This window comes from Brevibacillus sp. M2.1A (assembly GCF_013284355.2).
Taxonomy (GTDB): domain Bacteria; phylum Bacillota; class Bacilli; order Brevibacillales; family Brevibacillaceae; genus Brevibacillus.
The window spans coordinates 5,223,139-5,238,450 of the sequence record NZ_JABSUY020000001.1 but is presented as its reverse complement, the minus strand read 5'-3'; the positions used below and the strand labels follow the sequence as shown (position 1 = coordinate 5,238,450).

The window sequence follows — 15,312 nt, the reverse complement described above, 5'->3', positions numbered from 1 at the left end:
ACGATTTGTATTTCTATTCATGAAGTAGGACTCATCATTTATCAAGTAGGACTAAGTGGTTATGCAGACAACAGAAAGGGGCCATTTATGGACATTATTAACCAGACCAACCGAACCATGCTGTTCGAAGAGATCAACCCGGAAAAATTGGACCTGATCACTATTGTTGGAGATGTAAAAGGAATCGACAGTCTCAGCGACGACAAGATCAAGGAGATCAACGAGCATCTTCTCGTGCGCAGCTTCGATGAGTTTTTGGACAAGTTCTCCCCGAGTGTGTATTCGTTCTACAATGCAGCGAACCAAAAAGTGATGTACACCTTGAAAAAGCCTGACGGAATTGCAGAGGATGCGATTTCTGAAATCAAGATCGATCAGAGCAATGACTTCTTGAAAATGCTGTTTACCCTGATTGATACGAAGCGCAGCCAAGGGATCACCAACGTGGATTTCAAATTCGAGAATTTGCTCGATATGATTTCCCCGAAAAAAGTGATGGATGACATCCGTCAGGTGCGCAAAGAGATTCACTACTTGTACGGCCATTATGAAAAGCTCGATGATGGCGATCCGAAGAAGCTCGATCTCGGTGACAAGCTGAACACGATGTTCGAGGATGCGAGCAAAAACTACAACAACGTCATGGCGATGCTGCCGCTGGCGATTGAAGATATCAAAACAGGACTGCTCTTGGGTGGCGCTCAAGAGGAGAACCAATCCGAAGCGATTCAGATCGGGATGCTGACGATTGGGGAAGACGGAGAACTGAAGATCATCGAGGCACCAAAGAGTGACAGCCGCGAGCTGATGGTTCTCGATGAAAACAGCGGAAACGGACTGATGAACGTTTTCGAAGAGGATTACGAGTCGATCACAGAGACGCCATCCTCTTATGTAAAAGATCTCGTGGTGCGCACCTTCTGCCCGCTGCCTACGGTACATACCGAAGTCAACATTGAGACAGAAGTACAGAACTACAATACGTATCTGGAGTTTTACAAAAACGCCAAGGACGACTTCGTAAAAACGGTGAAGCCTTTGGTTGAGAAAATTTTGGGCGTGAAGATGTTCTTCGATCAATACGTGACCAAGAACAAAGGCATGCAGCCAGCGATGCTGATCACGAATACGAAGCTCGACATGCTCGTGAAGTCCAGCAACATTCCACGTCTGGAGACATACCTGAACACGGTCAACGCGAAAAACGACTTCACGGATACCATCTGGTTCGGAATCGTTCCATCTGTGGATATGGATTCTGCGGGAAAAGCAAAAGTGACTCGCGAGCGTTTCCGTGGGAACGAAAAAGTCGTCAAGCAGGACGGCAATACGATGGAATCGCTCACCATGCTGCTTCAAGTCGTCAAGGACTTCAAGGTGCAAGTGTTCTTCAGCTTCAGTACAGGTGAAGAAACGACCTTCAACAGCATGGCGACAGCGGGCATTGATAAATATATCGACAAGTGCGGAATCCTGGTACGCAAAGAATTCAGTGAATTCGCTATCCCATGCATTCCGAACTTCACGATTATTCCGAAAGATAAATCAGGAGTTGTCATCGACAGCAGAATGCTGCAAACCGAAGACGGCGTGAAGCTGTCCCAGGAAAAAGAAGACATCTTGAAGCTGTGGATCGAGGGTGTCTATGTTGGTGCCAGCTATGTAGCTGCTGGTGTCGTGGCAGCGTACCAGTGTCCAGAGTACTTGCGCGAAACATTCAAAGTGGTTAGCCGTGAGTATCCGGGTGTGCGCTTTGACATCGAAGCAGGTGAAAACGGACTGCGCGCTGTTACCACAATGGCCAAAGAAATCTCCGGCTTCACCAACAACATCAAAGATTCCATCAACCGCAAAAACTTTGGATTCGTCTTCTCTTCCGAAAATGCACAAATCCAAGGCAAAGACATCAAGCGCATTACGGTGTACAAGGCACGCAGCCTCGCTATGGCAGAGGACGGCTTTGATTCCATCTACAAAACACTTGTCAGCACCTATATCGAGCGGATTCTCCGCTTCCAGACGGGTGATTTCAAACACGACAACATCGTGAAGTTCTTCAGTAACAATCCGAGCAGCCAAAAAAGCAAATGGCTGGGCACGCGTGGCTTCGTGAACTCCATCATTCAAGATGGCGATGATATGAGCTACATCATCGATGACAAGAGCAATCTGTGCCATATCGATTTGGTGTTCAACGGCAATGTGAAAAACCTGGAGGTCACCATCACCAAGGGAACGACTCCGGTCAAGGCATAGCATTGATCCCCTGGAGAGCTGTTTATGAAACTTTTTGACACATTACGCAGGTGGTTTGAGGTGTGTTTCCCAAAACGCACCCTTACACATAAGCCTCGAAGCCAATCAGGTACTTCGAGAGCAAGATTTCATTTCAAGGAGGTTTTATTCATGGGTTTTCGACTCAAAGTAGAAGGTTCTGAAACAATTGAGCTGGGCATGGACAACATCCAAACAGTGAAGTACGACACTGACACGCCAGACGATTCCAACGCGCGCTCCACAGATGTGGGTGCAACACTGAAACTGACTGGCAAAATCATCACTGCAACTGATGGTGACAGTGCGGATGACACCATGAAGCTGGCTCTCTGGTCTTTGGTACCAGCAGAAAAAGCGGATTGCTACCGCAAAGTAACACTGGAAGTAATCGCTGCTGATCAAGTGATCCGCAAAATCTACTTCCCGAACGCATTCGTAGTAGATTACAACGAGAGCTTCGGTGATACCGAGGGTGTAGGAACATTCAGCATCTTCATCAAGCAAAAGAAAGACAAAACCGAACTTACCAAAATCGAAGGCGGCTACGCTGTTTAGGTTTTGGGAGAAGTAAGGTAGGAAGAGCCGTACCTCGAAAGCCGTGTTCGAGGTACGGCTCTACAAAATAACCAAAATCATTGCCAGACAGAGGGTGCGCGCATGAAAAATTATTACGAGATTCTGGGGCTAACCAAACAGGCTTCCACGAATGACATCAAAAAAGCATACCGTCAACTGGCAAAGCAGCATCATCCGGATGTCAATGCCGGGAGCAGTGAGTCAGAACGAATTTTTAAAGAAATTACCGAGGCCTATCAGACATTGCAGGACCAGGCCTTGCGCGAGGCGTACGACGCACGTTACGAAGCTTTTCAGCAGAAGAAACAACAAACTGGTGGTCATACAAGCAGTACAAAACAAGGACAAAGCAAACAGCAAGCGCAGTCTGCACCGGGTGTAAACTTCGAAGACTTGGGGAGCACCTTTGAACGATTTTTTGGGTTTCATCCAAAGACAGGCGAGATTAATCCAAACACCATGAAATCCGAGAAGAAAAATCCACTGGATACAACGGATATGTTTGAACAGTTTTTCCGCATGAAGAAAAAATAAGAGGGAAAAATCGGGCTTGGATGACAGCTCTTTCATGACATAGAGGTAGTAGCAACCTGCTCCTGTCTTTGGATGGATGTCCATACATACACCATTCGCCCAAAGCTCGGAGCATTTTTCATAAGAGGAAGTTCAAAAATTCGTCTATTGATCACGAAGTCATTCTCGAAGTTCATTCGGCATCGAAATTTACGTTCACCTTTGAAGTCCGGTGCTCATGTAGGTCCCCTACACTGCGCTCCTCCTTCTTCAGGTTCACGTAACTTTCTCGGTGCTGAAAAGACAAATTTTTGAACAAGAGCATGTTGAGGTAGTTGATTGGGGGTAAAAATGTGGCGAAGAAAAAAGGGTACCAAAAGTCCGTCAGAGTGAAGCTCATAGAGTTGCTGATTTCCATTCTTGTGATTTGTGCACTTATTTATGTCTTTGGTTATACGGACAGCAACGCTCTGAAAATCTTTACAGGAATTGCCTTCGGACTCTTTTTGTTCGGGGTCATTATCGTCAGATTCGGAAGCCCCGACGAACCGGCGCCAAAAAAAGAGGATGGCGTCACCAAACTGGTTTTATTGGATGAAGAGGGAGAGAGCGTGAAGGAGTGGTTCATCCAAGGGGAGACATCCCTTTTGATCGGCAAAAGCTCTGCGCAAAACGAGGTCGACATCGACTTGGCGGACGCGGAATACGCCGCTTTGATCAGCAAGCAGCATGCGGTTCTGAATCAAGCGTCTGGGGACTGGTTCATCGAGGATATTCATTCCAAAAACGGCACAGGCATCAAGCAGCCGAACAAACGCGACAAGAGCAAGCTGGAGATTGAACAGCCGCATAAAGTGAAGGCTGGCGACATCATTTACATAGCTAATACCCGCTTGTTGCTGAAATAACAACGGGAGAAACATCGCTTTTACACATACATATCGTCCTTGCACGGAACGAAACGGGGGAGCAGAAGAATGAGTTTGACAAGATGCGCGAATGGTCACATGTTTAGCACCAGAAAACACGGAAGCACCTGCCCTTATTGCAGTATGGTCGTTGAGCCTGGGGCGAAACCGGACAACAAAGCACCAGCGAGAGTGGCAGACGACGATAAGACGATGCCGTATCTAGGGGAAACAGAAGGAATTGAGCCTGTTACCGGATGGCTGGTATGTATTGAGGGGCCGCAACAAGGTCAAGATTACCGCATTATGGCAGAGAAGAACTTCATCGGTCGCGCAGAGGATATGCATATCCGAATCGTCGGGGACAACGCGATCTCCCGCCGCAATCATGCGGTGATTGTCTACGATCCGAAAAAACGCAACTTTTACTTGCTCCCGGGCGATGCGTCGGGGCTTGCTTATCATAACAATGAAGCGGTGTACACGCCAGTTGAGCTTACTGCGTACGATGTGCTTCAGCTCGGAAAGAGTACCTTTATATTCATCCCGCTATGCGGTGTTCACTTCGAGTGGGACAACTCCAACAAAGGCAAGGAATGATGAGCATGTTTCAACAGGGCGCAATCCCGTATCTGGTCGTCCTTGGCGTGATCATTGCCATTACTCTTTTGTTTCGTCTGCGTGCAGCTTTGATCCGGCAAGAAATGAATCCCGTCATCCAGATCGGAAATGGACAGACGATCGGCAGACGAGAAGAACAGGATGATTACTTTTCGACAGCAACATCGTCTCATGGGACGATTGCAGTCTTGGCTGATGGAATCAGTGGACTGGCTAACGGCAGACTTGCTTCAACACTTGCCGTGACTACATTTATCCGTGAGTTTACAAAGCTGGACAACCCGAAGCATTTGTCCCTCTTCTTTTCCCGGGCCGCTTCTCTTGCCAATTCGGAGATTTTGCAGGCGCTGAGAGGAAGTCGGGGTGGGACTACACTGGTCGCTGGCGTAATCGTAGAGGACAAGCTGTATTGGGGAGCGGTTGGAGACAGTATCATTACCGTTTTCCGGAATGGAGAATTCATCTCGATCAATCAAAAAGACATTTATGAGTCGGTGCTGGAGGCTCGTTTTCTGTCCGGCGAGATTACGAAGGACGAGGCATTGGACCATCCGCAGAAAAAACAGCTAATCAACTACTTGGGCTACGATAACTTTCAAAATATCGAAATTGGTCGTGAGCCGTTTCCGCTTGAGAAGGGAGACAAGGTCATCCTCTGTAGTGACGGCGTTTACGATACGTTAACTGAGATGGAGCTGGAGCAGATTTTGTTCCAAAATATCGCTGCCCATGACGCGGCTGACCAAATCATTGAAGCGGTGGAAAGCAAGCAAAAAGCCAATCAGGACAACGCAACCATTCTCATCCTGGAAAAAGGCTGGTAACGGGGGAGCGGGTAGTACGAATGAGAAAGGACAACAGTGAATTCATTACCGGGTTTCTATCCGAATCAGGCAGCTTCGTTCGCAACAAGGATTACTTTGCCTACACGGAGCTGGATGATATCGCGTGCTGGGTAATCGCCCGCGGATTGGACAATGATCAGGAAGTAGAAAGTGCGGAGTTGGCGGCCAAAAGCGTTCTGGGCTACTTTTTGCAGAAGCCATCCATTTCGCGTTATCGCATACGCCGCTATTTGCAGGAAGCCCATCGTGTCCTGCAAGCCGAGAGCCATCGCGTCAGGCTAAAAGCGAGCTTGACCGTAGTCGTAACGGACTATGCCAGAGTGAGGTATGGGGTCGCTGGTAACACCCGACTGTATCAGTTTCGCAATGGCCGATTGCAATGGCAGAGCAAGGATCAGAGTCTTGCCCAACAGATGGTGGATGGGGAGGAAATCGCAGAGGACGCGCTTGATCAGCACGAAGAGCGACATAATCTCTTGAGCTATTTGGGGACACCCAATGAATTTCGTCCGTTTGTCTCCAAAAAGTTTCCGCTCTATGACGGTGATGTTTTTCTACTTGCCACCCCCGGTCTGTGGGAGAAAGTAAATCCGGCCGAAATGCAGGACGGGCTTCAAGAGGCGAAAGATCCTGAAGCCTGGATCGATACGCTAGAAGATGTGCTTTTGAGCAAGCAAGAGCATGTCGTTCAAAACTACACGGCAGCCGCTATTTTTGCGAACAAAATTTTTAAGACAGACCCACAAAAAAAATGGCGAATTATCAAACGGGTGGCACTCATCCTTCTCGTGCTTGCCTTGGCTGGAGGCGGAGCTCTGCTGTACAAGATGAAGGAAGCGGAGCGCATCGCGGATGCTGCGACAGGGATGTTTGAGTATGAAACAGCCGGAGACGCTTTCATTGCGGAGGGAGATTATCCGAAGGCACTCAAGGCGTACAGCGATGCCCGAAATGCCGCAAATATCGTGAAAAACAAAGTTCAGGCTGCCCTCTTGGCCAAAAAGATCCGCATTACACAGTTGATCGTGGATGGAGATACGGCTGTAAAGGATGAGCAGTACGCCAAAGCATTGGATAAGTACGACAAGGCGCTCAAGGAAATGAAAGGGCGCGATGATTTTAACGAACCGGAGATTTTGGAGAAAAAAGAAAAGACGCAATCGTATGTGCTCGTCATGCAGTGGAAAAAGGAAGGCGATCTCTTGTTTGAGGCACAGGATTACGCTGGTGCGGAGGCCTATTACCAAAAGGCGCGCAAGCTGGCGTTGGAAACGTCCTTTGTGACAGGAGAAAAGGAGCTTCGCACCAAGCTGGACGAGGTAGCTTCCAAAAAGACCGGAATCGATAAGGAAAAGAAGACGCTTGATGGCGACAAGCTGGAGAAGCAAGGCGACGAGAGCTATGCGGCGCAAGACTTCGAGGGAGCGATCCAATCATATACGATGGCCCAGGAAATTTATCAGGAGATTGGTGTGCTGGAAAAAGTTTTGGCGATGGAGCGCAAGGTGACAAAGGCAGAGGAGAAGCTAAATCCTCCTGCTGCTCCGCCGTCGGCAGGTGCGTCAGCAGGACAGCCACCTGTGCAAGGGACGAGTGCTGCGAGTCAACCAACGGCAGTTCCGGTGAATCAAACGGCACCAGTTAACCAGACGGCTCCCGTAAATCAGACGGCACCGGTGAATCAGACGGCACCGAATAACCAAACGCCCTCGGTTAACCAGACAGTCCCAGTAAATCCGGCGGCTCCAACGTACCAGCCAGTTCAGGCGCCTCCAGTAGTGCCGACCAATCAAGCAGTTCCGCCAGCCGCGACAGCTCCGGCGACTCAGCCAGTTCAGCCACCGCAAGCTAATCCACCAGCTACAGCCAATCCGACACAGGAGGAGGCAGCGAAAACGCCATGAAAGAGATCGTACTGGATCGTTTGAACAAAATGGAGGAGCTGGAGCAGCGCAGGTTGCTCAAGCAGATCATGAACGGCGTCTTCCTCAACCTGGTCGAGTATCAGGAGGAGATGCAGAAAAAGCTGGAGGAGCGTGTTTTTACCGAGATCGAGGACAAGGAAGATAAGCATGACATTTATGTGACCCTCTGCCATCGCGATGACTTTGACCCGATCCATGAGTATTTGTACCCGATGATCCCTGGTGATGAAGAAAAGAAAATATGTGATCGCAAAGAGTTGGCAGTCAAGCTCAGCAACCGGGAAGAAGCGGTCATGATGACGATCTTTTTAGAGTGTGAGTACGACAAGATACAGGCGCTGATAATGAGCAAGCGGACCTTCAAGGGGCGTTTGAACACGGGGGGCAACCACTATCCAATCGAGGTGCGCCTCCAACAAAGTCGTGTGTATATGGATGAGCTGGAAAAGCTGTACAACATGTTTCAAAAGAACGGGATGCCGTGGAAAACGGTGAATCACCCTTACGCGAGCAAGTTTTTCGATGTCATTTTGGTTGCCTGTGAGGGCACGTTTACAGAAGACGAAGAGATACTGGAAATGTCGATTACCCTCGATGAGTGGGAGCCTTACAAAAAGCTGGATGTGATCCCGTTGTGGAACATCGAACGTTTGGCTTTAAAAAACATCGGCTTTCCCGTACCTGCCATTGACCGGGTGAACTTCGAGCATGTTCTGTCGTTACGCAAGACAGGCAGCGAGCACGGGTATTTGGTGGATGGAGATGAAGAGCTGATTCGCTATATCAAGCGGTCACCGGAAGAGCTGACGATTGTCTCACCTCAGGAGAAGTCGGGAGTTTGGAACGTATGCAAAATTACGCAGCCTGTCACGACCCGCATCGGAAGACTCGATTACGAATTGGTATCCAATCGTCGCAAAAACAGCTTTATTGGGAGCTATGCGAGGAAGCAAGCGATGACTGTCCGGGCCAAAGGAGAGATTATCCGAATCGTCCATTCCTTTGAGGCCGCTGAGCAGCTGGAGCTAGTGAATGTGGAGATCCGGGACAAAAACAATCGGCCTTCCGCCACATACGGTTTGAATCCGTTCATTAGCGATAACGTCCGCGTAGAAAATGACAAGAAGATCATGGCTCTCGGCTTTCGGAGACGCGGGGCGAACAGCTTTATTCTCCAAGACATGATGAGCTTTCTCGTCTCCGAGGTTCAGATGTATTTTCCGGAATACAAGTGTGAAGGAGAATGGGCTTGAATTACATCTGGGATTTGGTTATTCGTGCAAAACGCGCCGGGATCGCCAAAAAAGACATCCAGTTCAAAGCGGCTAAAGTGTATTCGCCCTACATGGAGCTGAGTCATGAGGCCATCAACGCCAAAATGGTGGAAAAGACAGTAGAGGTGAATCCGTACTACCGCTTCGACGATATTTTCCGTGACCTTTTTGATGCCAATTACGCGGACGATGCAGAGCTTCGGCATACCTTGTTTGATATCATCATCCATTTGCTTGCCGAGATCGATCTGTCGCAAGGGATGAACAAGCGTGAATACCACATCCGCTTTGTATTGCGCGATTTGGAAGCGGGGCTGTTTGGCAGTCGGGTACAGGAAAATATCCGACTTTTTACCAAAGAGGAGCGAGAGATTATCGCAGGCAATATTTTGCGCTTGTATGAGACTGGCGAAGCGGTGTACCTGCTCAAGGATACGATGCGCAAAATTTTCTCTCACTCCACCATTTACGCCAATTGCGAAGAAAAAGACGAGCTGCTGATTTACGTCGGGCAGTCGGAGAGTGAAACCGCACATGCCAAGCTCGCTTTAATCAAGGATATTTTCCTGCCAGTTCGGTTCCATACAGAGATTTATTGGCGAAATCATTTCGGCATTTTGGATGTCGAGGAAACGATGCTAATTGACAGTGTTGCACTGTACTAGAGGGTTTTGACCGATTGACCCCAACAAAAGGTCGGGAGAGAGGAGAGTTGGGATGTCTACCTATTCATATAAGCTTCATCTCCAAAAAGGCAGCGGAGATGGCAAAGAACGCAATCATCCAGGAGAAGCGACCTATACGCGGGACGAGCTGATGGAGATGACAACCTTTCAGCTCCGCAATATTTGTTACAAGGAAAAGCTGGTCCGCTCTTTCGTGAACAATCTTGATCGGGAGGGACTGCTGCACACGATTCTGCGTTTTCGCGGCGCAGAAGAAAACCTCCTGATTGAGCGTGCTGTTCCAGGTGGTGTTGAACGCCTCGAAGCTGTACTCCACAAATATTTAAACACACCGATGCCAGGTGTAGATGTGATCAAAATTCCAGCGAAGATGTGCTTGTACATGGGTCTCGCCATTGACAGGCTGGACAACTATCGCGTCGAATCCTCCCAAGGCTTGTCCGAATCCAATGTGCTTTTGGTGAATGACCATATGGAGTTATGCGGGATTTTGCATCTGCGCAAGGACAAAGACGATAGGAGAGCCGGGCATTTTGTGCTACACGCTTGCCAAGATGCTCCATTGAGAAAAACGGTCAATCAAAACTACAGCCTGCTCTTTTTCCGCAAACAGGATTCGGAGTATTTGTACAAGGCGTATCACCAGGACCATCCGTTGCCGCCTGTTAATCTCCACTACTACAAAGTACCGGTGACTGACCTCGAGATCAGGGAATTGGAAGAAACAGATGCCGTTCTCGCGATTGATTTTGGTACCTCCTCGACGACAGCGGGTGCTTTTCTCGACCATCAGTATGTCAGCGCCCCTTCCAGCAACGACTTGCTGAATGGACGCATACGTTTGAATGCGATCAATTATGTCTCTTTTCCTGATACAACGCAAAAAAACGAGGAATGGATCGAGGTGCTGCCGACGGCTGTCAGCGTGGCGGATTGCTCCTCCCCGCATGACGTTCGCTTTCACATCGGTTATGAAGCACTTCGGCACATGAAAAAGAACGGATACAGCACGAACGCGACCGTGTTTCAAGGTATCAAGCGCTGGGTGAACAGCTATCACAAAATCGAAGAAGTCATGGACAGCCAAGGGAATACCGCGACTGTGAAACGAAGCGACATCCTGCGCCAGTACCTTCTTCACGTCATTCAAATGGCCGAGCATCAATTCAAATGCCGCTTTCGTCATCTGCATATCACAAGTCCGGTCAAGCTGAAAACGCAGTTTCTTGAGATGTTCACCGAGATTTTGCCGGAGTATCGCATTGAATCAGAGCACGCCCTCGATGAAGGAATGGCCGTCCTGTTTAATACGATTGCGGATCAAATTGACAAAAACAGCTTTCTGGACGGGGAGACGTATCAAGCACTCGTTATCGATTGCGGCGGAGGAACGACGGACCTGTCATCCTGCCATTTCCGGATTGAGGACGGACATATCTCTTATCGCATCGATATCGACACGACCTATGAAAATGGCGACACCAATTTTGGCGGCAACAACATTACGTATCGCATCATGCAATTTATGAAAATCGTCTTCGCGGACTATTACGGAAAAGGGCGACAAGTGACCGACATCGACCAGATCATCGACATCCCTGGATCGGAAATATTCCGGTACGTGGATGAATACGGCGTCGACTCCATCTATGAACGCTTCGAGGCGAGATATCGGGAAGCCGAGGCGATTTTGCCGACTCGCTACAAGGAGTACGAGAACAAGAGCCGGGACGAGTATCAGCGTGTCCGCAACAATTTCCACTTTTTGTGGGACCTCGCTGATCACATGAAAAAAGAGTTTTTCCGTCAGACTGGCATTTTGCGCAATCGCTTCACATCCGATACGGAAAATCGTCAAGAGCCTGATCTAAAGCTGACGGCAGTCGAGCGATGGGTGTTGTCGATACGGGAGGATGGTCGCTTCCGGGATGTGTTTGATTTTCCAGATGTCGTTTTCAACGCCAAAGAGATCAATCACCTGATCAAGGCGGATATTTACGAGATTTTGCGCGTTTTTTTGGACGATTTTTACCAACAGGGAAGGCTGGCTGACTTCTCGATTATCAAGCTGACTGGGCAGTCGTGCCGGATTGATGTTTTCCGTGAAGCGCTCAAAGAGTTCGTCCCTGGACGCAGTATCGAGTTCCGGCAAAAGTCGGAGGATGCGGGCAAGGTGCCAGACCTGAAGCTGTCTTGCTTGCGTGGAGCACTGCGCTATCAAAGTGCCAAAAAGGCGGGTTTCATCGAAGCGAACATTACGAATCATGCACCGATCGTCCCGTATTCTGTGACTGCCTTCACGCATAACAAGCAAGAGAGGGTACTCATTCACAGTCAGGAAAAGCTGAGTCTCGTGCATGGCTCCATCTCGCGTCCTTACGGCGTGAGCGAGGTTGAATTTTATCTCAAGGAAAATGACGGACAGCTGCGCCAGCGGTACTTGTACATAGATGATCCCGCTCAATACAAAACCGTGTTGTATGAGGACATCGCGAGCAAGTATGGGACACATATCCCGCAGGATGAGACGGACTCGATTCAAAATGGCGAGTCGAAATACTTCGTTTTTGCAAGCGGCAGTGAGTGGGGATTCCATGTCGTGCCAGTAGCTCGTCTGAATGAACAGCTTGCTTTGGGGAAAAAGGTTTTCTTTGCCTTTGAGAGTGACTTGTCCGAGCTGGATTTCTTTGACGGGATGAAATGATCAAAATAACCAGGCAGCTTAAATGAACAGGAAGGGGGAACAGCGGTGTTTTCCCATCTCTATCCCAATTTTCATAAAGGGCGAATTCTCAAGCGAGAGATGCTTGAGAATCTGCGTGATTACCCGCGGCATTTTGTAGATTTATACTTTCAGGATTATACAGACGGCATTATTTCCGGGATGGATGTAACGATAGGCGAAGGGCACCTCACTGTCGGCAGAGGGATCATCAAGCATCAAGGACGGATTTACTTGTTTGAACGCGAAGAGCGTGTCCCTTATGAGGCCACAGGTATAGAGACGGTGCTCAAGATTCGCTTTCACGAGGAGACTTCGCTGACCGACTATTATGTTTACGAGACGTCGTATGTTCTCGATCAGGAGCTAGAGTCACGCCCTGATGAAAGGGAGTTGGGGCGCTTCAAGCTCAAGCAAGGAGCAAGGCTTCGCGGTGATTATCAGGACTTATCCGATATGGCGACCGAATTCAATACGTGGAATATCGTGCATGTCGAACATGCCGGGAGAAACGAGCCAACGCTTGTCCCCTACATCCTGCGGTATTTTGCGAATGAAATGCTGAAAACGGTCACCAATCACCCGTATGATCTCACCTTTGCCATGCAGTGCTTGAATGCGGACAGAGTAGAGCGGGGGCTCATTCTTCATTATATAGGCAATAGACTTGGGACGGGTTACCGCGAGTACACGAACCTGCAGATTCTCAAATACCTCGCACGTATATTGGATGACGCCAAGAGCGGCGGAAGGTCCTCAAAAACGGAGTGGAAAACAGGCGGGCGTCAGCGGGTTATTGTTGATTAACGAGAGGATGGTGAATGGAAATGGCGCGCATGGATGAAAGCATTATCGGCATGTTGAATGAGCTTTCCGGTGAGGATGCACAGCCAGCAGCAATACGTTTTGGTCCCAAGGGCAAAAATCGACTGGATGTGGTGAACAAATCATTTATTACAGTCGGTGAAGAGAAAATTCCCATGGAGGACAAGCGCGTCCTCGACGATCTCGTACAGATTCGAATCCCGAAGACATTTTCCATCATGAGTCCAGAAGTAGCAGCTCTGAAGTATCCATCGGAACGTAGGCCTTCCCTGATTTTTACGAACGAAACAGCTTCAATTAACCTGGCTTTTACCTATACCGAGAGCAAGCTGACGGATTCTCCTGCACAACTGAAAGCCTTCATGGATGTCATGAAGCAGGTTTTGCGGAGAACACAGCCGCTCGCTCGTTGGCAGGAGGAAGGAATACGTGAGATTGCTGGGACCAGTGTCGGATTTTTCGAATTTGTTGCACCAGCATTGGATACAGACATTTACAACCTGATCAGCTTTGTCTCCCTACAGGGACGCGCTCTTCTCTGCACGTTCAATTGCACGGAGCAGGAACTGTCAGATTGGAAGCTAGTAGGCTGGGGGATCATGGATTCCCTGTCGCTCGTATCCACCAATTCAGATGAAAATGGGAAGGGAGAAGGGAAAATATGAGTCTTCCTGTCATTGCCTACAACAATTTGCAAATCTCTCCTTATCAATTAACGCATCTGGTAGAACTGACGATTACGAAAAAGATCAATGAGCATGCCCGCCTGACATTTACGGGGATCGTACCAGAAGAATTGAAGGACAGCTATGTAGAAATGACAGAAGCACAGACCCCCATCGAAATCAGTCAGGTGGATAACGAAGGCAATGCCACACCGCTTTTTGCAGGGATCGTTCTGGAGATAGGCATCAAAGCCGTACGGGACGTCTATTATTTGTACGTCGAAGCTGTCTCGCCTACGTACAATCTCGACGTGAAGCGCAAGAGCCGTTCGTTTCAAAACAAAGCGATGACCTACGGTGCCCTTTTGAAAACAATTGCAGGAGAATACCCAGGCATGGACATTATGGACATGGCCTCCAATGGAGGGAAACTGGGCTCCTTTACCATGCAGTATCAGGAGACGGATTGGCAATTTCTCAAGCGGCTGGCTTCGCGTTTTCAGACTGGACTGATGCCGGCATCCGTTTTTGAAAAGCCGAAATTCAGCTTTGGTGTGCCAGAGGGTGCATCAAAAGGCAAGCTGGACGATTTTCACTATCGGGTGCGCAAAAATTTGAATGAATACCGCCACTCCTCGGAAAACGGGGTCAAGGGCGTGGATGAAAATGACTACATCTTTTACGAGGTAGAGACGGATCGCGTACTTGATTTGGGCAACGGAGTGGATTTTAAAGGGAAGAGCCTGTATGTGTATGAGGCCCATACCGAGATGAAGAAAGGCTTGCTCAAGCACAAGTATTTGCTCGCGTCCAAAAAAGGAATGAGCCAAAAGCCGCTCCACAATTCGCTCATCGTAGGGGCATCGGTGCAGGGGAAAGTCATTGAGGTCTCAAAAGACAACGTCAAAATCCACCTCGATATTGATGAGAGCCAAAGCAAGAGCGAAGCGCACTGGTTCCCGTATTCCTCGGTTTATACGGCCGAAGGAAACAGCGGTTGGTATTGTATGCCGGAGCTCGATGACTACGTCCGTGTCTATTTTCCGAGCAACAAGGAGAGTGACGGGATTGCGATTAGCTCTGTCCGGAAAAATTCAGACGAGGGCGAAACGAACAAGCTCGGGAATCCCGATATCAAATACTTCCGTACGGCCAACGGGAAAGAACTGATGTTCAGCCCGTCGGAGGTATTGCTTAGCGCAAAGGATGGGGAAATCCTCATACGCATGACCGACGCGGACGGCATCCAGATTTTCAGCAAGAAAAATATCAAGGTTGTCTCCGAAAAGGACATCCTGATGGACTCTGCCACGAAGGTGATTATCTCTGCGAAAGAGGAGATCAGTCTCACCTGCAAAGAGAGCAACATCAAAATGGACGGAAATACAAGCATCGTCGGGCAGGAGCTCAAAACCAATTGACACACATGGTTGCCACGCGGGTAACCGTGTGTTTGGTGTATGCAAAAAGGTGAG

At 48.9% G+C, this 15,312-nt stretch carries 13 protein-coding genes; all 13 read left to right on the top strand.

What is annotated here, in order from left to right; all coding sequences use genetic code 11:
• Positions 1-87: 87 nt before the first annotated feature.
• Positions 88-2,256: a transcriptional regulator gene (locus tag HP567_RS24985; protein ID WP_173612066.1), complete on the top strand. Its 2,169-nt coding sequence runs from the start codon at positions 88-90 to the stop codon at positions 2,254-2,256.
• A 150-nt stretch (positions 2,257-2,406) separates the two neighbouring features.
• On the top strand, positions 2,407-2,832 hold the full coding sequence (locus tag HP567_RS24980) for a hypothetical protein (protein WP_007728098.1): 426 nt from the start codon (positions 2,407-2,409) through the stop codon (positions 2,830-2,832).
• 102 nt (positions 2,833-2,934) lie between these two features.
• Entirely contained in the window at positions 2,935-3,387 is a 453-nt protein-coding gene (locus tag HP567_RS24975; protein WP_173611971.1) for a J domain-containing protein, read from the top strand.
• A 332-nt stretch (positions 3,388-3,719) separates the two neighbouring features.
• On the top strand, positions 3,720-4,274 hold the full coding sequence (locus HP567_RS24970) for an FHA domain-containing protein (RefSeq protein ID WP_173611970.1): 555 nt from the start codon (positions 3,720-3,722) through the stop codon (positions 4,272-4,274).
• Positions 4,275-4,343: 69 nt separating this feature from the next.
• Entirely contained in the window at positions 4,344-4,874 is a 531-nt protein-coding gene (locus HP567_RS24965; protein WP_173611969.1) for an FHA domain-containing protein, read from the top strand.
• 5 nt (positions 4,875-4,879) lie between these two features.
• A complete protein-coding gene (locus HP567_RS24960; RefSeq protein ID WP_173611968.1) occupies positions 4,880-5,719 on the top strand; it encodes a PP2C family protein-serine/threonine phosphatase in 840 nt (279 codons plus the stop codon).
• 20 nt (positions 5,720-5,739) lie between these two features.
• Entirely contained in the window at positions 5,740-7,644 is a 1,905-nt protein-coding gene (locus tag HP567_RS24955; protein WP_173611967.1) for a PP2C family protein-serine/threonine phosphatase, read from the top strand.
• A complete protein-coding gene (locus HP567_RS24950) occupies positions 7,641-8,918 on the top strand; it encodes a normocyte-binding protein (RefSeq protein WP_173611966.1) in 1,278 nt (425 codons plus the stop codon). The genes HP567_RS24955 and HP567_RS24950 overlap by 4 nt, the downstream gene beginning before the upstream one ends.
• Entirely contained in the window at positions 8,909-9,604 is a 696-nt protein-coding gene (locus HP567_RS24945) for an iron-dependent peroxidase (protein WP_173611965.1), read from the top strand. Before HP567_RS24950 ends, HP567_RS24945 begins: the two co-directional genes overlap by 10 nt.
• A 52-nt stretch (positions 9,605-9,656) precedes the next feature.
• A complete protein-coding gene (locus tag HP567_RS24940) occupies positions 9,657-12,329 on the top strand; it encodes a molecular chaperone (protein ID WP_173611964.1) in 2,673 nt (890 codons plus the stop codon).
• A gap of 45 nt (positions 12,330-12,374) precedes the next feature.
• Positions 12,375-13,154 (top strand): DNA and RNA helicase, encoded by a 780-nt coding sequence (locus HP567_RS24935; protein WP_173611963.1) that lies wholly within the window; start codon positions 12,375-12,377, stop codon positions 13,152-13,154.
• 14 nt (positions 13,155-13,168) lie between these two features.
• Positions 13,169-13,837, top strand: a complete 669-nt coding sequence (locus tag HP567_RS24930) for a hypothetical protein (protein ID WP_173611962.1) — start codon at positions 13,169-13,171, stop codon at positions 13,835-13,837.
• Complete coding sequence (locus HP567_RS24925; protein ID WP_173611961.1) at positions 13,834-15,258, top strand: contractile injection system protein, VgrG/Pvc8 family; 1,425 nt, start codon at positions 13,834-13,836, stop codon at positions 15,256-15,258. Before HP567_RS24930 ends, HP567_RS24925 begins: the two co-directional genes overlap by 4 nt.
• Positions 15,259-15,312: the final 54 nt, after the last annotated feature.

Coding starts and splice junctions, on each gene's coding strand:
- HP567_RS24985 (WP_173612066.1), top strand. CDS start 88: ATGGACATTATTAACCAGACCAACCGAACCATGCTGTTCGAAGAGATC.
- HP567_RS24980 (WP_007728098.1), top strand. CDS start 2,407: ATGGGTTTTCGACTCAAAGTAGAAGGTTCTGAAACAATTGAGCTGGGC.
- HP567_RS24975 (WP_173611971.1), top strand. CDS start 2,935: ATGAAAAATTATTACGAGATTCTGGGGCTAACCAAACAGGCTTCCACG.
- HP567_RS24965 (WP_173611969.1), top strand. CDS start 4,344: ATGAGTTTGACAAGATGCGCGAATGGTCACATGTTTAGCACCAGAAAA.
- HP567_RS24960 (WP_173611968.1), top strand. CDS start 4,880: ATGTTTCAACAGGGCGCAATCCCGTATCTGGTCGTCCTTGGCGTGATC.
- HP567_RS24955 (WP_173611967.1), top strand. CDS start 5,740: ATGAGAAAGGACAACAGTGAATTCATTACCGGGTTTCTATCCGAATCA.
- HP567_RS24950 (WP_173611966.1), top strand. CDS start 7,641: ATGAAAGAGATCGTACTGGATCGTTTGAACAAAATGGAGGAGCTGGAG.
- HP567_RS24945 (WP_173611965.1), top strand. CDS start 8,909: ATGGGCTTGAATTACATCTGGGATTTGGTTATTCGTGCAAAACGCGCC.
- HP567_RS24940 (WP_173611964.1), top strand. CDS start 9,657: ATGTCTACCTATTCATATAAGCTTCATCTCCAAAAAGGCAGCGGAGAT.
- HP567_RS24930 (WP_173611962.1), top strand. CDS start 13,169: ATGGAAATGGCGCGCATGGATGAAAGCATTATCGGCATGTTGAATGAG.
- HP567_RS24925 (WP_173611961.1), top strand. CDS start 13,834: ATGAGTCTTCCTGTCATTGCCTACAACAATTTGCAAATCTCTCCTTAT.